At 49.0% G+C, this 20,600-nt stretch carries 22 protein-coding genes; 11 read left to right on the top strand and 11 right to left on the bottom strand.

Features of this window, described 5'->3' with window-relative positions:
• The 10 genes from H6786_01630 to H6786_01585 all read left to right on the top strand — a co-directional run bounded on the left by H6786_01630 (position 1) and on the right by H6786_01585 (position 7,132).
• Positions 1-507, top strand: coding sequence for an NUDIX domain-containing protein (locus H6786_01630; GenBank protein MCB9816072.1), 507 nt, complete (start codon positions 1-3; stop codon positions 505-507).
• Complete coding sequence (locus tag H6786_01625; GenBank protein MCB9816071.1) at positions 504-1,343, top strand: ROK family protein; 840 nt, start codon at positions 504-506, stop codon at positions 1,341-1,343. Before H6786_01630 ends, H6786_01625 begins: the two co-directional genes overlap by 4 nt.
• A 39-nt stretch (positions 1,344-1,382) precedes the next feature.
• Positions 1,383-2,168 (top strand): slipin family protein, encoded by a 786-nt coding sequence (locus H6786_01620; protein MCB9816070.1) that lies wholly within the window; start codon positions 1,383-1,385, stop codon positions 2,166-2,168.
• 135 nt (positions 2,169-2,303) lie between these two features.
• A complete protein-coding gene (locus H6786_01615) occupies positions 2,304-2,702 on the top strand; it encodes a hypothetical protein (protein ID MCB9816069.1) in 399 nt (132 codons plus the stop codon).
• 201 nt (positions 2,703-2,903) lie between these two features.
• Complete coding sequence (locus H6786_01610) at positions 2,904-3,335, top strand: hypothetical protein (GenBank protein ID MCB9816068.1); 432 nt, start codon at positions 2,904-2,906, stop codon at positions 3,333-3,335.
• Positions 3,336-3,679: 344 nt separating this feature from the next.
• The gene (locus H6786_01605; GenBank protein MCB9816067.1) at positions 3,680-4,138 is read left to right on the top strand and encodes an EVE domain-containing protein; all 459 of its coding nucleotides are present in this window, start codon (positions 3,680-3,682) and stop codon (positions 4,136-4,138) included.
• Positions 4,139-4,140: 2 nt separating this feature from the next.
• Positions 4,141-5,349, top strand: a complete 1,209-nt coding sequence (locus H6786_01600; GenBank protein MCB9816066.1) for an MFS transporter — start codon at positions 4,141-4,143, stop codon at positions 5,347-5,349.
• A 97-nt stretch (positions 5,350-5,446) separates the two neighbouring features.
• On the top strand, positions 5,447-5,797 hold the full coding sequence (locus tag H6786_01595; GenBank protein MCB9816065.1) for a hypothetical protein: 351 nt from the start codon (positions 5,447-5,449) through the stop codon (positions 5,795-5,797).
• A 119-nt stretch (positions 5,798-5,916) separates the two neighbouring features.
• Entirely contained in the window at positions 5,917-6,300 is a 384-nt protein-coding gene (locus tag H6786_01590; protein ID MCB9816064.1) for a hypothetical protein, read from the top strand.
• Positions 6,301-6,343: 43 nt separating this feature from the next.
• Positions 6,344-7,132, top strand: a complete 789-nt coding sequence (locus H6786_01585; GenBank protein MCB9816063.1) for an aspartate/glutamate racemase family protein — start codon at positions 6,344-6,346, stop codon at positions 7,130-7,132.
• A 110-nt stretch (positions 7,133-7,242) separates the two neighbouring features.
• On the opposite strand, the gene H6786_01580 is transcribed toward H6786_01585, so the two are convergent.
• From H6786_01580 to H6786_01530, 11 genes are all read right to left on the bottom strand, one after another.
• Entirely contained in the window at positions 7,243-8,043 is an 801-nt protein-coding gene (locus H6786_01580) for a 6-phosphogluconolactonase (GenBank protein ID MCB9816062.1), read from the bottom strand.
• Between the two features lies 1 nt (position 8,044).
• Positions 8,045-8,953, bottom strand: coding sequence for a decarboxylating 6-phosphogluconate dehydrogenase (gene gnd, locus H6786_01575; GenBank protein ID MCB9816061.1), 909 nt, complete (start codon positions 8,951-8,953; stop codon positions 8,045-8,047).
• 9 nt (positions 8,954-8,962) lie between these two features.
• Complete coding sequence (zwf, locus tag H6786_01570) at positions 8,963-10,375, bottom strand: glucose-6-phosphate dehydrogenase (GenBank protein ID MCB9816060.1); 1,413 nt, start codon at positions 10,373-10,375, stop codon at positions 8,963-8,965.
• 441 nt (positions 10,376-10,816) lie between these two features.
• Entirely contained in the window at positions 10,817-12,124 is a 1,308-nt protein-coding gene (locus tag H6786_01565) for a peptidoglycan DD-metalloendopeptidase family protein (GenBank protein ID MCB9816059.1), read from the bottom strand.
• Positions 12,124-13,587 carry a glutamate--tRNA ligase gene (locus H6786_01560; GenBank protein MCB9816058.1) on the bottom strand — a complete coding sequence of 488 codons (1,464 nt, stop codon included), beginning with the start codon at positions 13,585-13,587 and terminating at the stop codon, positions 12,124-12,126. Before H6786_01560 ends, H6786_01565 begins: the two co-directional genes overlap by 1 nt.
• Positions 13,577-14,689 (bottom strand): UDP-N-acetylglucosamine--N-acetylmuramyl-(pentapeptide) pyrophosphoryl-undecaprenol N-acetylglucosamine transferase, encoded by a 1,113-nt coding sequence (locus H6786_01555; GenBank protein MCB9816057.1) that lies wholly within the window; start codon positions 14,687-14,689, stop codon positions 13,577-13,579. The genes H6786_01560 and H6786_01555 overlap by 11 nt, the downstream gene beginning before the upstream one ends.
• 19 nt (positions 14,690-14,708) lie before the next feature.
• A complete protein-coding gene (locus H6786_01550) occupies positions 14,709-15,818 on the bottom strand; it encodes a cell division protein FtsW (GenBank protein ID MCB9816056.1) in 1,110 nt (369 codons plus the stop codon).
• Entirely contained in the window at positions 15,815-16,873 is a 1,059-nt protein-coding gene (locus tag H6786_01545) for a hypothetical protein (protein MCB9816055.1), read from the bottom strand. The genes H6786_01550 and H6786_01545 overlap by 4 nt, the downstream gene beginning before the upstream one ends.
• A 5-nt stretch (positions 16,874-16,878) precedes the next feature.
• Entirely contained in the window at positions 16,879-17,880 is a 1,002-nt protein-coding gene (locus tag H6786_01540; GenBank protein ID MCB9816054.1) for a D-alanyl-D-alanine carboxypeptidase, read from the bottom strand.
• Positions 17,877-18,401, bottom strand: a complete 525-nt coding sequence (locus tag H6786_01535; protein ID MCB9816053.1) for an SMC-Scp complex subunit ScpB — start codon at positions 18,399-18,401, stop codon at positions 17,877-17,879. The genes H6786_01540 and H6786_01535 overlap by 4 nt, the downstream gene beginning before the upstream one ends.
• An 87-nt stretch (positions 18,402-18,488) precedes the next feature.
• Positions 18,489-19,223: a segregation/condensation protein A gene (locus tag H6786_01530; GenBank protein ID MCB9816052.1), complete on the bottom strand. Its 735-nt coding sequence runs from the start codon at positions 19,221-19,223 to the stop codon at positions 18,489-18,491.
• A gap of 145 nt (positions 19,224-19,368) precedes the next feature.
• Here H6786_01530 and H6786_01525 point away from each other — a divergent pair, with 145 nt between their 5' ends.
• Positions 19,369-20,553, top strand: a complete 1,185-nt coding sequence (locus tag H6786_01525) for a hypothetical protein (GenBank protein ID MCB9816051.1) — start codon at positions 19,369-19,371, stop codon at positions 20,551-20,553.
• Positions 20,554-20,600: the final 47 nt, after the last annotated feature.

The raw sequence follows: 20,600 nt of genomic DNA, 5'->3' as shown, positions 1-20,600 counted from the left end.
ATGACTGAAGTGCACAATAAGATCATAGTTGTCGACGACAAGGATAATGAAATAGGGGTAATGGATATGATGGAGGCGAGAGCGGCCGGTCATATTCGCAGAGCTTCTCGAGTGTTTGTGTTCAATCAAGCCGGGCAGATCCTAGTGCAACGTCGTAGCGCAGAGGTACTCCACCCGTGTTTGCTTGATCAGTCGGTCGGAGGGCATGTCGATGAGGGCGAGACATATCTCGAAGCTGCAGTTCGTGAGATGACAGAAGAGCTCGGTATTTCAGATGTCCCACTCGATGAGATCGTAACGTCGTACCGTACAGAGTTTCATTTCAATGGTATTTACCGAACTGTAGTGGGTGATTCGGCTGAATTTACCTACAACAAGGATGAGGTTGATGAAGTGATCTGGTTTGATCCAGACGACCTGACTGCACACATGGAGCAGAATCCTGACGAATTCACCAGCTCATTTCCTGTCGTTTGGCGAGAACTTCGTGATAAAATTATCCCATGACTTACGTAGTATTTGATATCGGTGGCACCAAGACACGCGTGGCGGTTTCGAGTGACCTAGAAAAGCTTGATAAGAATGTTTCATTTAGTACGCCAAATGATTTTGAAAAAGGAGTAAAAAAGATCGCTGAAGCAGTCGCAGAGATGACTGATAAAAAACCAAAGGCGATCGCTGGTGGTATTCGTGGCCCACTCAATGAAGACAAGACAGGCATTCTTCATGATGGTGTGTTGACTAAGTGGGGAGGGAAGTCTGTGGCAGACGAGCTGATCGCGTACTTCGATGTGCCAGTAACACTAGAGAATGATGCTGCAATAGCTGGCGTTGGCGAAGCGGTATACGGCGCAGGTAAGGGGATGGAGATCGTTGCGTTTCATACGGTCAGTACGGGCGTAGGTGGAGTTAAGATCGAGAATGGGCAGATCGACTTGGCAAGTGTTGGGTTTGAACCAGGACATCAAGTGCTTGATATCGACCGCACTATTTTAGGTGAGGAAATCACACCAACGCTTGAAAATCTTGTTTCAGGGAACGCGGTTGAAGAACGATTTGGAGTAAAACCGTATGAGATCCCTCAAACAGACGTGCTCTGGGAAGAATTGGCAGAATACTTAGCACAAGGATTACGGAATACAATTTTGTATTGGTCGCCAGATGCGATTGTACTTGGTGGTTCGATGATCACCGGTGACCCACGGATCGAGATCGATGCGATCCGCAAATACACCGTTGAAGCACTCGATGGCTTTGTCGAAGCGCCACTTATCACTATGGCAAAGCTTGGCGACGAAGCTGGGCTCTACGGTGCAATGGGACTTCTCAAGCAAGCCAAGTAGGTGTACAGTACAGACACGTTATAAGCTTAATGCTTACATATGGAATTATTGACTATTGTTGTTATTGTCATTGTTCTTGCTGTCATCTTCTTGCGAGAAGTAAAGCAGTACGAACGAGGCGTGATGCTGACTATGGGTAGGTTTACCGGCATGAAAAACCCAGGTTGGCGGATCGTGGTGCCGGTTTTTCAAAGTTTGGAAAAAGTAGACTTACGCGTAAAGGCAGTTGATGTGCCTGATCAAAAGGTGATCACACGCGATAACGTTTCTGCCAGTATCAACGCTGTGATCTACTACAAAGTGGCAGATGCTGCTAAAGCAGTGCTTGAAGTAGAAAATTTCCGGTACGCTGTTTCGCAGCTCGCACAAACAACTATGCGTAATGTGGTGGGTAGCGCTGAGCTCGACGAAGTGCTAGCAGAGCGAGACAAACTTTCTGAACAGATCCGTACGATCATTGATACCGAGACGGATCAGTGGGGTATCAAGGTAGACAATGTAGAGTTGAAAGACTTTTTCTTGCCTGACGAGATGGAGCGAACCATTGCAAAGCAGGCTGAGGCTGAACGTGAACGTCGAGCGGTCATCATTAAGGCAGAAGGAGAAGTGGTTGCTGCTGAAAATATTACTAAAGCGGCTGCAATGCTCTCGAGTGCTCCAGGTGCACTACACTTGCGTACACTACAAACGCTCAATGATCTTTCATCAGATCAATCAAACACTGTCGTGTTTGCTACGCCGATCGAAGTATTGCGCGCAGTTGAGAGTATGAAGGATTGGCTTGAAGTGAGTACTGCAGAAAAAGCTGTAAAACAAGAGAAGTAGTTGGTATTAAGTGTTGTGAACGGGCGGCTCCCAAAGGGAGCCGCCCGTTCGTTGCATTTTTACAATTGTTCTGGCACTCTTCAAGATAGTGTTCTTACAACAAAACCAGTATCACGTGGAGGTGGTCTTATGGTTATGAATAGTCTTGGTGAAACAGATCAGTTTACCGTACCAGAGGACATATCAGATCCTCTGCTGACACTGCTTGGTGAATTGCGACTGCTCTCTTCGAGGGGAGGGAAGGCGGATGCGCGACGTGTATGTCCCATTGATGTACAGACGTTCGTCAAGATATTACCCTATCTGCGGACGCAAGCCACTCTGGCTGAGCTGTTGTGGGTCAATGTGATCATCAGTGAGCACGCTGCTGTTGGATCTGAGAACAAGCTGACAATGGAGCGTGCTGTTCTCGATCTGGCACTTAAACGAGCAGTAACGGCCGACGATAGGGAGCTGATTCACCGCCGCATGCCACCAGATCCGGCCTTACGCTCTCTTGAAGGGCAGATCGGTAGTGGGTTAGCCTCGTTTTGAGGCTCTAACAAAAGGCCCTGCGGGGCCTTTTTTATTCGTCAGAGATATAAATTGACAAAAACTGATAATTATGCTATTATATAAAAAATCCGCTGCGTATGCTATAGTTTTGCGGTTATCGGTGTCGCCCTGATCATTGATCGGCAGCGATTCTTCATACCGGTACTTAAAAGATAAGACCTTTGGCTTATTATATCGACTGTGATTCTCGCGTTGTTTACCGCAGCAACTGTCTCGACAGTAGCAGTAGAGGAAACAGCGTATGGACACATTGCAAGTACCGAGGATGTGGCAGTAGAGCAACAGGTTGCTACTGCTGGGCAGACTGAACAGATTGTCCGTGAATATTTTAGCGATATTCCGGTCATGATCGAAGTCGCTCGTTGTGAATCAACGTTCCGACACACTCTCGCAGATGGTTCGATCCTTCAGGGTCGAGTCGATCCCGCTGATACTGGGGTAATGCAAATCAACAAGCGTTACCACGAGTCTACAGCCGTTGCAATGGAATTGAATCTTGATGATATCTACGACAATATGGCGTACGCTCGTTATCTCTATGAGAAACAGGGTACCCAGCCGTGGAGTGCATCAATGCCATGTTGGGGCGGAGCTCTGGCGGCAAACTTCTAATACAAACCGGCCGGCCCCTTCGGGGCCGGCCGGTTTGTTTGTTGGTAAAAATGCTAATTTTGAAGGAGCTCGCGGTACAATTAGTTCATGCTTGAAGAACTCTTCTTTGAATTAGGTAAATCATGCTATGGTTGGTTTGGTTGTAGTTTCTCTTGGTATCTTTTAGTCGCAAGATTATTTTTGTGCGCGTCGTTTTTGTATTTTTGCTATACACTAGTTACTTATATTCATAAAAGGTTTAAAAAGATGTCAGTAAAGAAAAGAGGATTACTTGTATCGCTCCTTCTTATGCTCGTTGCATTTGTACTAAATATTATTACGAGCTATTTAGTCCAAGCAACTATATGAAATACTGGCTGATGAAAAGTGAACCGGATTGTTATTCGATCGACGATCTGAAACGAGAGAAGATAGGGATGTGGGACGGTGTCCGAAACTACCAAGTCCGCAATATGATGCGTGACGATATGAAGAAGGGTGACCTGGCGCTTTTTTACCATTCAAATGCTAAAGAGATCGGTGTCGCAGGGGTAATGGAAATTGTTAAAGAGGCCTACCCAGACCCGACGCAGTTTGATCCAAAAAGTGAACACCCAGACCCAAAGTCAGACCCTGAAAACCCTCGCTGGTTGTGTGTTGATGTACGATATAAGCGCACATTGCCTCGGATCGTGACCTTGGTCGAGATCAAGCAGCAGAAAAGTCTGTCTGATCTACCGCTTGTGCAGAAGGGTAGTCGCTTGTCTGTGATGGAAGTGAAAAAGTCGCATTTTGATCGGATTCTTAAGATGGCAGAAAAATAAGTATGGAACAACTAACACGAGTATTGCGTCGTCACCGACGACGCGTAGGGAAGAAGGGTGATGGTTTCGTTAAGTTGTTTATCTCAAAACGTCTGATCCAGGGTGCTGCCACGGCAATTCTTGGTATCTTTGTGCCGATCTTTCTATATGAAACTGCTGGAGAGCAATTTTATGTCGTTGGTATCTACTACGCAATATTGTCGCTGCTCTATGTGTTTCTGTTGGTGCCAGGGATGTTTATTGCCAACAGACTAGGATTCAGTCGCTCGTTGGTACTTGGTGGTATTTTTAGTGTCATTTTGTACAGCATGATGTATTTTCTTGATGCCGATAATATCTGGTACATTCTGCCACCGTTGGCACTAGTAATTGTTGGATTTCGGATCTTTCACTGGGTGCCGTATCACGTAGATTTCACTAAGTTTACTACCGATGGCGAACGGGGAAGGCAGGTGAGCTTATCCTTTGCGACTATAGCGTTTATGGGGGTGATCGGCCCGATTTTAGCAGGCTTTATCATCTCCAGAGCAGGCTATGATGCACTATTTGCTACTGCTGTGGCACTCTTGATCGCGGCTACTGTTTCGTATGCGTTTGTACCAGAGACTCGCACCAAGTATACGTGGAGCAATAAAAAGACGTGGAAGATGTTGTTTGCCAAAGAGACAAGAGGGCTCACAGTGGGTGAGTTCGCAAACGGTATGGAAGTGGTGGTGAGTACGTTAGTGTGGCCGATCTTTCTATATGAAATTTTAGATGGTGATGTATTCGAGATCGGGGCGGTCTCGACTATTGTAGTTGGCGCAACGATCGTCATTCAGTTGATGTTAGGTAAGCATCTTGATAAGGGGAGTGATTCAAAGGCGCGGACACTGAAGATCGGCAGCTCACTCTATGCGCTTGGATGGATATTCAAGATCTTCGTGCTTTCAGCTGCGCAGGTGTTCTTTGTTGGTTTGTACCACAATATTGTAAAGATCTTCACCAAGACGCCATTTCAGGCAATTCTCTATGATATGTCTGCTGAACAGGGAAGATACATAGATGAGTATACGGTCATGCGTGAAATGGCGGGACATTCTGGGCGCACGCTTGCGTTGCTGGCTGTTGCAGCTCTTTCTTTTTATATACCGATCGGTTGGACATTTGTTATTGCTGCGGTTGCTTCGATTGCGCTTAACATGGTATATCGGCTTGAGGTGCAAGGCTAACCCACAGTTTGTTGGTTGACTCTGATGAGATTCGTGTTACTTTTTGATCTGGCTGTACATTAATTTTTGTTCAAAAGATATAAGGGGGAGTGACTATATGTCACATGCGTTGTTAAAACAACAAGTAGAAGAAGAATTTGATCTCACGAGAGAATCAGAACAAGCTGAACAGATGCTTGAATTGTTGAGAGACAAGCTTTCTAGCAGAGCATCCGTCGGTATTTTTCATGACAAGATCTCTGTCGAGAAGAAGGACATCTTTGATTGTGGCGTCATCGAGGCAGGAATCGATGAGGTTTCTGGGAAGATATGGTTCACTTTCACTGGGAAGTGCGTGGAGAGTATCCAATGGGTGCTGCAGTCCGGTCCGAACACACACGGGAACGACTGGTATTTTGTTGCTAAAAAAGCAAAGTCACAGATGAGATTTCATCTTGTATTTGATTGAACTTCATCCCACAAACATGTCCTTGAACGGCGCTAGACGCCGTTCTTTTTATATTGACTAATTTTAAAAAAGTAGTACAGTTTTACTTAGCTTCTAACCTTGATCTTTTGGTGTATCCCATGAATGAAATGACTGAATCGATACAGCAGTCAACAGAGCCGTTGCAATTCGAATCGATCGACATGGCGATGGAATTTCTAGGCTTTCGCGACAGACACGTCCCAAGACAACTGATGGCTCGGGTAGAAGGCGAGCGTGGTGTTGCCTGGGTCTTAAGACCTGACACTTTCTCTCTTGAGCCAGGTCAGCAGAATGGCGTTGTACTTTTTAGGTGGCCGATAAGTGGTCCTACTCACGACTACCACCTGGTCGGGTCGATGGATGATCGTGCGGGTGTGGTGCAGCGCTTTAAGTTTTTTTGCGCGAAAACAAGTCAGAGGGTCTATGTGTCATTCCTGCCAAAACATGTACTTGCTGAGCTAAACAGCAAGAAAAGAGTGTAGCTACGGCTACACCTTTTTTGTTTGTGCAGTATAATCTAGCCACATGAAAATCGGTTTTTTTGATTCTGGACTCGGCGGACTGACAGTACTCAGGGCGGTAGTAAAGATGCTGCCAGAATACGACTACTCATTCTATGGTGATACTGCACACCTCCCGTACGGCGACAAAACTGAGCAAGAGATATATGAACTCACTAAGGAGGGGGTGCGTTATCTCTTTGAGGGTGGAGCAGTGCTAGTCATCATTGCGTGCAATACAGCTTCGGCAGAGACGGCGCGCCGACTCCAGAATGAGTTTCTGCCGGAGGAATACCCCGATCGCAAGATTCTCGGGATCATTGTGCCGACGATCGAGGAGCTGGAGTTCGGCGCGCCGACCACAGTAGCGCTGATTGGCACCAAACGAACCGTTGAGTCGGGTAAGTATCAGCTAGAACTCGATCATAAAGGAAACGGAAACACGAAGCTCGTGCAGATCGCGACGCCTGAGCTCGTACCACTCATTGAAATGAATGAACTTGAAGCTGCAGCCGTGCAGGCGATTTCGAGGCTAGAGGGGGAAGGAGGGGAGAGTGAGGTGGTTGTACTCGGGTGTACGCATTACACGCAGATCAAAGATGAGCTTCGAGCTCATTTTGGCAATAAGAAGCAGATCATTTCCCAGGATGAAATTATTCCAGAAAAATTGCAAAGCTATCTGGCTGCACATCCGGAGATAGAGTCTCGACTGACACGAGGGGGAGAGCGAACGATACATTTAACCGCACATCGGCCGGACTACGACCAGACTATGGGCCACTTCCTCGGTGGGGTGTATGTGGCAGAGGAATAGTAAGCTATTTCTTTTTATATTCCCTTACGTCGCACAATATATCTTTTGCGACATAATCAATATGGCAAATACGGCATATATTGCAATGCCGTATAACCCTTCTCTAGAGCCTATTTTGAATCTATGTATAGGTCTGTGTAGATATGAGCGTCCTTATGCAGCTTCAGTAGCTCAGCTGGCCGTTCATGCAGCTTTTTGGATTCAGTTACCAATGACTCCAGCATCTCAGCTTTGGATTCGCCAACTATGAACCCTAGGACCTGATCTACATGATCTAGGATCCAAGACGGAGTCAGCGAGGCTCTAGAATCGATTGTAAGGCCTTCGACGTGTACTGGGACGTAGGTAGAGTCGGGTCGGTAGATCTCTTGGAACACTTCTTCGGGCAACGGAAAAATTCCGGCTGTGTGCCCGTCTGGACCCATACCTAGGATCATGAATATTTTTGGATTCTGAAGCTGCGAAATTTTTTGCAAAAAAGTTTTTTCAATTCTAGCTGCAAAATCTTCCAAGGATTCGTTTTCCTCTGGAATGGTCTCTAGGAGCATGTGACTGACTGGATGGTTCGGATGCCGCGCGAGCAGTTGTAAGGTGTTGTTGATCTCAGGCTCCCTGCTCCCCCGTTCATCCCCCATCATGAATATTGTGCGACATTCAGGTTTATTCGAGTTACTTTCTGAAGTCTGGTCGACTGCCTGTAGGGATGCCCCCGCAGCAGAAATGTCATCTGCGAGGACCGGGCGATTCTCAGGTAGTCGACCAGGCGAACGTGTGATATTTATGTGCTCTACCACATCCAGCGCTGATCCGCCCGATAGCAAGCAGACCACGTCCCCGTCGTGTTCATTGATCGCTGTACTGATCGCCTGCCCCAGCTCCTTGGCTGGATTATCGCTGGTGTGGAGTTGCATGTTACTTCTCTTCTTTTTTAACAACTGCGTGGCCACCGAACTGATTCCGCATTGCTGAGAGTAAGGTGCCGATTCGTGATGGATTTCCTCGGGTCGCTTTGCGCTGTTCGACAGATGCTTCTAAAACTGGAGTCTTTCCTGCTTCAATAATGTATTCCATCTCCTCTTCTGTTTCGCCGCGTGGAACTTCTCCCGCAATTGCTTCGAGGTAGCCTTCAGTACGGTATGAGTCAGCCATCCAGTCCATGAGACTGCTGGTCACGATACTACCGTGTTGGTATGGATCGAGGACCTTTTGGATATCAATATCGAATTCTTCTTGACGGTCTTCAATGTAGCTGAGGCCTTCTGCAATCGCTCCCATCATGCCGTATTCGATGCCGTTGTGGACCATTTTTACAAAGTGACCAGCGCCGGTCTTACCGACATGTGCGTAGCCGTTTTCAATGGCGAGTGTAGTGAAGATCGGTTCGATCTCTGATACAACATCTTTTGGTCCGCCGACCATGAGAGCTGCGCCGTGGCGAGCACCGCGCATGCCACCGGAGGTGCCGCAGTCTACAAAATGAATATCGTCCTTAGCGAGCGCCTCGCCACGGCGCAGCGTATCTTTGAAGAATGAGTTACCGCCATCGATCACGATGTCTCCTGACTTGAGGAGAGGCTTCATTTCTGTGATCACCTCATCAACAAACTTCGATGGCACCATCAGCCACACGATCTTCTTCTCAGACATTTGTGCAAGTGTGTCAGTGAGGGTTGCTTGCACTTGTACACCTGCTTTAGCGGCCTCTTGGCGTGACGCTTCAGTGACATCAAAGCCATGCACAACAAAACCCTCTGCAACCAAATGTGCAGTCATGGCGAGTCCCATACGCCCAAGTCCAATGAAAATGAGTTCTTTCTCCATAGAAAAGTGTTACAGAATAATCGTCTGGTCCGGCCCAGTACTTCCTTTTGTATACGTATAGAGTGGCAGATCCTGCCACATGTCGATGATCGGTGTGATGTACTTCCAAGCAGCGAGCACTTCCTCGGTGCGCGTAAAGAGTGTTTGGTCACCGATGATCGAATCGTAGAGCACCTTCTCGTATGAGTTCTTGATCTCGACATCTCCTTTTTCGCAGACAAAGCGTAGATTACGGTCTTCGAGCTGAAACCCGAGACCTGGTTCTTTGGCATTGAGATTGATCTCGATCACTTGCTCGGGTGAGATGGTGAGCTTCACTACGTTACCCTTACTAAGACAGCTTTGCGTTTCAAACATGCCACTTGCGACATCTTTAAACTGTACGGTAATAGACACCTCCGCTTGATCAAGCGCTTTCCCAGAGCGGATGTAAAACGGCACGCCTTCCCACTCTGGCAGATTTACTTCTGCTCGTAGCTCGAAGTAGGTTTCGGTTTCTGAAGTATCTGGGATGTGTTCGTGAGTCTTGTAGTCGTCGTATTGGGCGCGAAGGACGGAGAGTTCGAGCTGGCTCTGATCGATCGGAACCAAGGCTTCAAGCACCTCGGTGCGGGCATCACGAATAGACTTCACCGTGAATTCTGCAGGTTCACGCATGGCGGTAAGGGCAAGCAGTTGAAGGAGATGATTCTGTCCAACATCGCGTAGTGCCCCGACGCCCTCGTAGAAATTGGTACGGTCTCCCACGTCAAGAGTCTCTGTCATGGTGATAGTGACTGATTCGATTGCGTCTTTATTCCAAGGTGCCTTAAGTAGTGTATTAGCAAAACGGAATGAAAGAATGTTTTGGACAGCCTCCTTCGCTAGATAATGATCGATGCGGAAGATTTGATCTTCGCGGTAGAGATCAGCAAGTTCTGCATCGAGTGCTTGAGCGGTTTCAAGGTTGTGGCCAAATGGCTTTTCTACCAAAATGTGCGTCCACTTTCCTTCGGCTTCTTCAGCTACGCCACTTCCCTTCAGATCGCGAAAGATCTGTCCGTAGAATTTTGGTGGTACTGCCAGGTAGAAAAGCCGGTTCGCCCTTCCCTCTTGTTCATCAAAATCACCCAGTGCTTTATGAAGTGATCCGTAGGTTGATTCTTCGTCGAATGAACCGCTGACATATGATACTCGATCACAAAAGTCTTTAAGGGTGCGGTGCTTCCCTTCTTTTGGTGTGACATGCTTCGTGAGCGCTTGCTGCACGAAAGTACGATAGTCTTCATCACTACGCTCGCTACGAGCAAGTCCAATAATATGAAAATTTACTGGAAGCATATCACGCAGATACAAGTCAAAAAGCGCCGGAAGCAACTTGCGCTGACTTAGATCTCCGCCACCACCTAAAATAACGATCTGCGTTGCTGAAGTGTCTGACATGTGTGTAACTATATCGCAATACAGAGACTTACTCAAAAAGAGTAAGTGTAGGTTCTAATATAAAAAAGGCCCCAGAAGCCCGCGCTTGGCGCGGGCTTCCATTCGGGTAAGTTCCTACGATGCACTGCATCGCACTTATATTTTACAGTTATTCCACAGAGTTATCCACTGAAATGTGCCAAGTTATCCCCAGTTTATAAAAACAGCCCTCAAATTATCTGAAGAAGGCTGCTCGTTTAGTTTATTTCAGGAAAAAGAAGACTAGGACGCTCAGTCCCCACATGGCATTTAGATCTTTGGTGACGTATACACCTACCGCAACCGCAATAGAAACGGCTGCACCAACCACTGCTTTCATCGTGTGTTCAGACATCTGCTCACCTCAACTAGTGCGTACTACCGAAAACGAATGTATCACGTTTTGAGATAAAATACAGCAGTTTAGTACGCTGGCAAATAGAGCATTGGATCTATGTATGCCTCGGTGGCGGCGACTGGTGTGGTGGCAGCGCCACAGCTCGTGACGGTCTTGATCTCATTGAACTTGCGGACACTTACACCGTCTTTGGCGTACACGGTGAAGTGAAGGTGTGGACCGGTTGAGTAGCCGGTGTTGCCTGAGTACCCAATGACCTCACCAGTGCTTACACGTTGACCAGGGCTCACAGCGATCACGTCTTGGTGAGCGTAGAGCGTGGTGAGTCCGTTGGCGTGATCGATAAGTGTCCACTTGCCCCACGAATAACAGCCAGGCACCGCGTCGGTGTTTCCGGTAGCTCGGACGGTACCGCTGAGTGGAGCTTTGATCGGCGTGCCGCGTGGTACGCCAAAGTCGACGCCTGGGTGGTAGGCTCGTCCGCCGTAGACGCTGGCGTTGCGTGCTGCAAACTCAGTTCCACCAAAGTACTGCGTGATGATGATGTTATCGAGCGGCCAGCTGAACACCGCAGTTCCAGGAGTTGGGATGGTGTTTGGGTCGAGGATAAACTGGAGCTTGGATTCGAATTCACGCATTTCTGCTTCGATCTCCTTTCGGGCTTGCTCCTTGCTGGCGAGCAGTTGCTGATAATTGCGTTCTTCACTCTTGGTCACCTCAAGGAGGTCAGCTTGTTCGCGTTTGTTGTTCTCGAGGACCATGTTTTGGTCAGTGTATTGGTTCTTCAGAGAACTCAGTCGGTCTCGCTTGGCTTGATTGTCATCACGCTGTTCCTCAAGCAGTGCCTTGAAGGTATCGAGCTCAGCGACCTTGCCCGCCATCGTATCGCGAAGGCTTTCGTGTGCTTCATAGCTGCTCCAAAACTCAGATAGTCGGTCATGTTGGAGGAGAAGTTCGATCAAACTATCTTCGCTTGCTTTGTATTCGGTGCGAATGATTGAAGCGATGGCTTTTTCGCTGGCGTTGATGTCTTTCTGAGTACGGTCGATCTCGAGGACGATTTTATTGATCTCAAGGTCAGTTGAGGTGATGAGATTCTCGGTCTTGGTGATCTCTGCGTTCACCTTCTTGCGTTCGAGTTCGAGCTGGCTGATGGCATTTTGGAGAGTCTTCTTCTCTGCTCCAACCTCCTTGAGTTGTGATTCAAACTGTGCGATCTCAGCTTCGATCTCAGCGAGACGGTTACTACGACTATCGATCTCGCGGCGGAGTTTATCTATCTCTGATTCAGCAAAAACATTCGGTGGTTGTACCAACAACAATTGCGGGATGAGGATCCCAAGTAAAAAGGCTACGAACAGGCGTTTTGGCATTACGCCTTAATTTTATCACAAGCTTCGGTGATGCGTGAAATGGTCTCGGCTTGTCCAAGTATGAACGCGAGAGTGAATGGGTCTGGTGAGCGTTCCTTTCCAGAAAGTGCTACTCGTAGTGGCCAAAGCACTTCCCCTTTTCCGGTTTCTTCTGCGTACGACCAAACACCCTCCTTCACAGTATCTAAGGTTGAAAAATCAGCTTGCGTAAGTAGCTCTGCAGCCTTCTCAAGACGTGGGAGTGCTTCGTCGATCGAAGGATCATTTTTCCATTTGAGAATAGCTCCGTCGTATTCTGGAGTGCTCTTCAGCCAGTCATACTCCCCTGCTGCTGCCGCTTCGTTTATCTCAGCGATGTTGTGTGTGCGCTCGAGGATGGTCTCGGTGAGTTTCTCTTGCCTAGCTTCAGCATACACGCCAGATAGTTCGGTCGGAATAGTGGTGCGTTTGATGTACGCAGACTTTTCTGCAGCTGAGAGCTTCTTGATGTGTTCTTTGTTCATCCACTTCAGCTTTTCTTCATTGAAGGCACCGCCAGAGCGATGGATCTTTTCGAGTGAAAAAGCCGCGGTGAGTTCGTCAGTGTTGTAGAAAAGCTCCTGGTCGCCGCCCGGATTCCAGCCAATGAGTGCCAAGAAGTTGCACATTGCCTCAGGCAAATAGCCATCTTTCTTGTAGTCGAGCAGGTCTTTGGCGCCGTCTCGTTTGCTGAGCTTCTTCTTACCGTCAGGGCCCATGATCGGTGGTAGGGTCACAAAGACCGGCCACGGGATCTCAAGCGCATCATAGATGCTGAGGAATTTTGGTGTGCTGGCAATGAATTCTTCACCGCGCATCACGTGCGTAACTCCCATTTCGAGATCGTCGATGATGTGCGCAAAGTTATAGGTTGGGTACCCGTCGGCTTTGATGAGAATGATATCATCGAGCATTTCTTCTCCAGCTGAGAGTTTGCCGCGGACCACATCGTGCCACTCGTAGCGTTTGAGCTCGGGTACTTTTAAGCGTAGCGGTTTCGTACCGTCCCAAGCTTCGAAGGTGTCTGGGCGGTGGTGGCGCATGAGAAACGGCCGCTTTTCGGTTTCGGCCTGCTCACGAAAAGCGGCCGTTTCTTCCGCGGTGTACGGATCTGGGTACGCTAGTCCTTTTTCAACGAGCTTTTCAGCGTATTTCTTATAGATATCGAGGCGGTCTGATTGTAAACAAGAGCCAAAGGGTCCTGGTTTGTCTGGTCCGTAGTCCCAGTTGATACCAAGCCATGCGAGTGAGTCTTGGATGTGCTGAATCGATCCCTCCACTTCGCGGTTTTTGTCAGTGTCTTCAATACGTAATATAAACGTACCCTGGTGCTTGCGGGCATAGAGATACGCGTAGAGTGCAGTGCGAACACCGCCGATGTGTAGAAAACCAGTTGGTGACGGCGCAAAGCGTGTCACGACGGGTTTAGAAGTATTATGATCCATGTTCTGTTCCGATTGAAATGAGTATATTGGCGATCTTGAGTGCTGCGTTATCGACAAACATTCCCTTGGCTGCCTGACTCATTGCGGCAGCTTTTGCTGGGTCACTGATAATAGTGTGAATTTCGTTTGCAAGCAAGTGCTCAGTGATGTTGTGTTCTTCCATCACTACTGCTGCGCCGCTACGACCGTAGGCGTAGGCGTTTGAGCGCTGGTCTCGACTAACATCTTCAGGGATCGGGATGACGATCGATGGCTTGGCGTGGTACGCGATCTCAAAGAGTGTGGTGCTGCCGGCGCGAGTGATAATGAGCGAAGCGGCTGCCATGAGTGCCGAAACAGTTTCTGGCGGGATGAGTCCTTCGAGGTAGTAGCTGTCTTCCAGACCGGTTCCTGTCAGCAGACTCTGGGCTGCAAGACGCATTTCGTCGAGATTGGCTTGGCCGGTCTGGTGGAAGATCCGATAGTGTGGCAACAGATCCTTGAGTAGGCGCAAGACGATATTATTGATGCGCTCTGCGCCGCTAGAGCCGCCGGTGATGTAGATCAGAGGTTTGTCGTTTGGAATACCCAGCTGTGAAAAAGGATCGGTTGGAATGTTTTTGATCTCTGGGCGCATTGGGATGCCGACGAGCGCAGTTTTTTCCTGCGGAAAAAACTGCGCGGCGTCATCGTACGCAACACCAATGTAACGTGCCTGTTTCATAGCGAGCTTATTCGCACGACCCGGGATCGCGTCCGATTCATGGATTACGACTGGTATGCGTAGGAACTTTGCTGCCACGAGAATAGGTACACTCGTGTAGCCACCTTTACTGAAGATCACGTCTGGATAGATGACGTAGAGTTTCCAAATGGCAACAAACACGCCAAAGAAATTACGAAATAGATCAAAGAAGTTTTGGATCGAGAAGTAGCGGCGCAGTTTACCTGCTGGACACTTTACCCACTTGATATCGTATTTTGTCAGCGCTGCTTCGTCATATGGTGATGGGCCAAAGTAAAAGAGCTCCGGCTGTGCATCGGAATGATTGAGTTCATATGCAACGGCAACGAGTGGATAGAAGTGTCCTCCGGATCCTCCACCAACAAAACCAATTCTCATACACCCAAGTGTAGCATGCTCAGTTTCGCAAAGTTCGATATTTCGACACGTTCAACACGATTCCGAGCGATGCGAGTGTGGCCATGAGTGCGGTACCGCCGTGGCTGATGAACGGGAGTGGTAGGCCTGAAAGCGGCGCAAGCGCAACCATGGCGCCAATATTCAAAAATGCTTGAGCAATGATAATGGTCATGAAACCAACTACCAGTAAGGTGCCAAAAATATCCTTCGCCTGGGTGGCGATCCGGTAGCCACGCAAGGTGAGAAATATGAGGGCGACGATAAGTAACATAGTCCCAAGAAAGCCAAATTCTTCTGCGTATACAGCAAAGATCGAGTCGCCAATTGGCTCCGGTAAGTACTGGAATTTCTGGATGCTTTGCCCGTATCCCCTACCAGTCAAACCACCGGATCCAACTGCAATGAGTGACTGTTGGATCTGATACCCGCTTCCAAGCGGGTCAGCGTCTGGATTCATAAAGGTGGTGAAACGATCCATGATGTATGGTCGCATGCTAGCAACCACCGCGAGCATCATGACACCGCCAAGAATGATGAGTGCGATATCTTGCCATTTGGCGCCAGCCGCCAGATACATTGCCATCCCTGCGAAAGCCATGATGAGGAAGGTGTCGGTGTCTGGCTGTAGTAGCATGACTGCTCCGACCACGCCGACGATCGCACCAAACGGCACAAGCCCAAAGCGCCAGTTGGTGATCTTGTGGTGAATACCAGAAAACCAGGTCGCAAGGTACACCACAAAACCGATCTTAAGGAACTCTGAAGGCTGGACCGTGGTGAAACCGAGGTCTAGCCAGCGCGTAGCGCCTGCGTGGGTCATGCCGATGCCAGGAATGAATACAGCGAGTGTCGCGAGCAGTGAGACCACAAAAAGATAAAAAGCGTACTTACGCCAGTTGCGATAGTAGACGTTGCTGATGAGGAGTAAGGTAATGCCGCCACCAACTATCCCAAAGAGAAATTGACTGAGTGCTACTGAGCCGAAGGTGGCACCATCGCGAGCCATAAGCCCGAGCGATGCAGATGAAAAAATAAGAAAACCGCCGGCTACCATGAGGCCGATCAGTATAAGTAGTACAGTATCGACAGACTTGGGTTTATTGCTCATGCCAAACTTGCGATGATCACTCCAATAACAGCGCAGAAGATACTGATGATCCAGTAGCGCATGGTCACTTTTGCTGACGGCCAGCCGATCGCTTCGAAGTGGTGGTGTAGTGGTGCAATACGGAAGAGCTTCTTGCCGGTGGTCTTTCTATATGTGATCTGTAATACGTTTGAGCAGACGGTAGCAATGAGGGGTAGACCGATGATCAAGAGCAGGCTGATACCGTTTCCGTCTCCAAGCGAGTCGGTCATAAATACCACTGCGGCGAGTGAGAGGGTGAGCGCCATTGAGCCAGTCTCAGTCATCCAGAAACGCGCTGGCGGCACGTTGAACCATAAAAACGCCATGATACCGCCGACGACTGTTGCGCAAAATACTGCCAGTTCAAATTGTTCTTGGATGACTGCTACCCCAGTATAGGCAGCAAAGATCGAAGCAAATACTCCACCCGAGAGGCCGTCAATGCCGTCGATCACGCCACTTGCGTAGAGCATAAGGGTAAGGAGAACAAAAAATGGGATGATGAGTATACCAAGCTCGAGACTGCCATCAAACGGGATGTTGATGCTTTCGACACCATTTTTGGCGTAGAACCACCAACCAGAGAAGCTCGCGAGCGCAGTGATCATGAGTAAGCGTGCGCGCAGTCGGAGGCCTTGACCACCGTGGGTTACATCGTAGAAATCGTTCAAAAAACCAATGAATGCGCCAGCGATCAGCATTGCAGCTGGGATGAGAGTTTGCTCTTGGCTCAAATAGTTTAGTTCAGCCAGAAATGTGTCTGGAAAGAGTACTGAGAGTACGTATGTACCAAACAGCGTGATGATCGCGCTGCTCCAAATGACAATGCCGCCCATGCGCGGCGTCTTGGTCTCCTCCCCTCCTTTGAGTCGATTGAACTCAGTTGCCTCCTGGCCACTCATGGCCACTTTGCCGCCCTGTTTCTTCCAGACGCGGAATTTGTACAGGTAGTGTGTCACTAAAGGTGTGATCAAAATACCGACCGTAAAGGAGGTTAGTGCAGGAATAAGGACGTTAAGTAAAAGAGAATCCATAATAATTATTGTACACCCACTGATTCTTGGACGGCTTTTACAAGGGTGAGCACGTCAGTAAAGCGTTCATCTCGAGTTGAGCCAAGGACAGTAATGATAATCGGACGGTTAAGTCCAGCATCAAACGCAATGGTCAGGTTGCCACCAGCTAGGTCGGTGTAGCCTGTCTTTGAACCGAGGAGATTCGGGACGTCAAGAACGATCTCGTTGGTGTTGTGTGCCTCGTGATACGCTCCGGCGGTGTTGTACACGAGAGTTTCTGCCTGCTTGGTTGGTGCGATGAGGTCTGGGTAGTGTGTGATGATGTATTCCATCAAGAAAGTAACATCACGAGCCGAGCCGGTGGCGCCGGGTTCAGTCTCTGAAATATCGAGCCCGGTTGTACTCTTGAATTCGAGTGTTTCAAGACCGAGTTCTGCTGCGCGGATGTTCATGCCGGCGATGAATTGGTTGGTTGGGTCATTATCGCCAAGAAGATTACCGACGCTCGCAGCAAGTGCGTACGCGGCATCATTAGAAGAAGAGATAAGTGCGAGCTCCTGGAGATCTTTGATCTCAAGCTCTTCGCCTGCAAACAAGCCGCTACTCCCTTCTTGGCGGATCGCGTTCAGCGAGACCACTGCAGCTTCATTGTCAGCAATGAGCTCATGTGCGAGAAGCGTCGTCATGAGTTTGGTGATCGACGCTAGCGGGAGTGGTTCACTGGCGTTTTTGTTGTAGAGCGCTCGCTGTCCGGTGACGTCCCAGACATAGGCAGCGGTAGCGCGGAGTTCAACATCCTCGATCTTTTGTGGTGGCAATGTTTGTTGCTTGATCTCAATGATCGGAGGGGGTGGGGTTTGGGTCACTGTTGGTTGTTGGCTATTGTCGCCAACTACATAGAGTGTGCCAAAGATGCCTGTCAACACAAAAGCAAGTACACCTAACTGTGCAACAATCGGAAAATGATTCTTGGTGCTCGGCGCATCATCGACAGTTTCGATCAGTTGTGGGAATTGGTCGTTCATGTTTCGGCGGTGTCAAATGCATCAATGGCGCCCATGAATTGTGAATAATTTGGTAGTGCGCGCTTGTCAGTTATACCAAGGTGTTGAAGTAGATTGGGGCTGATGCTGAAACGGTAGCCTTGTCCGGTGACTGAGTCGCGGGTGATAAGTCCTCGAGTAAGGAGGTTTCGAAGGATAAATGATGAATTCACGCCACGAATGCGGTCGATCTCACTGCGCGAGACTGGTTCTCTGTACAAGATGATCGCGAGGGTTTCGGCACCAGCTTTGCCGATGTCACCGGTGAGGTCTTGTTTACGGAGTGATTCGATGAACTCTGAGAGTTCCGGCGCGGTTACGAGTTGGATCTGATCGTCAGTCTCGATGAGTCGTGTAGCGCCGCTTTGCAGCCGTTCTTTCAGAACGGCCAAAGCGGCGCCAAATTCCTCCTCCCCCACCGCAAAAAGCTTCATGAGTTTTTGCTTGCTTTGAGGCGCTGCTTTATAAAAAAGCAGCGCCTCGATGAGAATATCCAAGGACATGCTGTCATAATAGCATGAAAAATATGGATTTTCAGGGGTGGTTGTGCGCAAAAGGCCGGTGCCGAAGGCACCGGCCTTTTTGCTTTTCTAGTAGTACCGCGGCGTATCCGCTCGCTCGAGTTCCATATGAATATCGTTAAATCTTCCTTCTTGCGTAATGAGGATGTTGCCCTGCTTGAAGAGTTCTAAGATCGCCAAAAAGCCAACGATCACATTCTTGTGCTCAGTCTCTCCGGCTCTGATCTCAGAGAACTTAGTTCTCATCTGTTGCTCGATCCGTCGTTGGAGTCGTTCCATCATGTCTTCAAGTGAGACAGTCGGACGGACCTTGGCGGTTGGTTTTGGTTCGTTCTTCGGTAGTCCGGCTAGCACCTCCTGCATGGCTACATTAAGTGAACTAACATTACAGTAGACGTCAGGCACAAAGAGTGGTTCGCGTGGTGGCACGTACTCTGGTTCGTACATATTGGTCTTGCCGAAGTACAGCTGCAGTTCAAGACTGGCGTCACGATAGAGCTGGTAGAGTTTCAGTCGTTGCTCAAGGTCATCAATACTAGCCTCCTCTTCAGAAGTGAGATCAAGGACCGGCAAGAGTGATTTTGATTTAATGAGGAGAAGTGTAGCGGCCAGAGTGATGAACTGGGCAGTGTTCGGGAGCGAGAGTTCCTGCATGGCGCTCACTGTCTGCATGTATTCGTCGGTCACAGAAGCGAGTGAAATGTCATTGATCAACAGCTTTCGTTTTTCAACGAGTTCAATGAGGAGTTCCATCGGACCTTCAAAGGTCTCTGTTTTAATAGCAAAAGCCGTTGTGGTGGTCACGCTACTAGTGTAGCACGTCAGTCTATGCCACATACTGGGTAATTGACTAAAGCATTAAGAGTGGTATATTTAGGGTAAGTTATTGAGCTACTCCAAGTGGCAGAATAGAAACCTAGATCTTTGACCTAACAAAAGGAGGTGCTTTATGAGCACTGAAAAAAGTACACAAGCACTCAATATTCTGCAGAGTTGCTATGGAGAAAACGGCGTTTGGGCGTCACCACACCGGTATCGGTACCAGTGTTGGACCAGGGATCTGGCGTTGGCTATCTTGCCGGCGCTGATTCGCTTTGGTGGCGAGCGTGGAGCTGGGCTTGCGCGGCGTCACCTCGAGGCACTGTCGGTCCGGATCCGTGAAGACGGTCGTGTGCCGATCTTGTTTGCCGATGATCTGTGGAAGATGCTCGGTGTCAAGGTAGAGGAAGCGGTCGATCGGCACAAGATCGGCTTTCCGCTCCGGCGCATGATCGAGGAAGGTGGCGAGGAAGGGTTGTATAACCTGACTCCCGGCACCAAGGACTCCGAGATCATGTACATCGTGGCGATGCTCGAGTATGCAAATCTGACTGGTGATCACACGTTGTTGATCAGATTCTATGGTCAGATCTTCCACGCGTACTGGTACGTCAAAGAGCACTTGCTCCGTGACGGGCTGGTGGTAGGTTGCGATTGGCGCGACACCATGGAGAAGGAGCTTGGCGACAAGACGCTTCTGACCAACAACAGTCTGTGGTACCACGCATTGTCCATGTTGGCGGAGTTTAGTACCGATTTGAATGGTGTTTGGCACAATGATGCTGAAGCTGCTTCACTCATCTACGGCGAGCAGTTTGCAGCGGAAGCAGCAGCTCTCAAAGACCTGATAAACGAGCGATTCTTCGTGAACGGTGCGTATCAGGATCGGCCTGAGGTGTTGCATATCGATCCGCTCGGGACATCGCTGGCGGTGCTGTATGGCATTGTGCCGCCGGAGCGGTATCTGGCTGTGGTGTCTGCACTCATGAATGTAAACACAAGCTACGGAGTGACCATCAGTTGCAGACATAATCCGCAGACCGAAGCGGAGGCCCTGGTGATCGAAGAGACTAACGGCGTGGTCGTATGGCCATTCATTGTTGGCTTCACTGTCATGGCACTGGCTCACATGGGAGAGTTTGGTCTCGCCCGGAATCAGTTTGCCAAACTTGAAAGCCACAGCGGCTTCTATGAGTACTACAATCCAGCCAATGGCTTTGCCATGGGTTCGGCTGATCAGTTGTGGAGCGCGGTCTTGTACCTGCGGGCAGCGGCTGCCATCGGTGAGCTGTCGCTAGAGCAGCAGGCAAGCTGAAGCTTTTTCCTTCTTTTGCAACAAAAGGTCCTGGAATGACCCAGGGC

The sequence above is a fragment of the Candidatus Nomurabacteria bacterium genome, assembly GCA_020632075.1.
Lineage (GTDB): Bacteria > Patescibacteriota > Minisyncoccia > Phycocordibacterales > UBA918 > OLB19.
The sequence above is the reverse complement of the archived record's forward strand: the minus strand, read 5'-3'. Positions and strand labels throughout refer to the sequence as shown.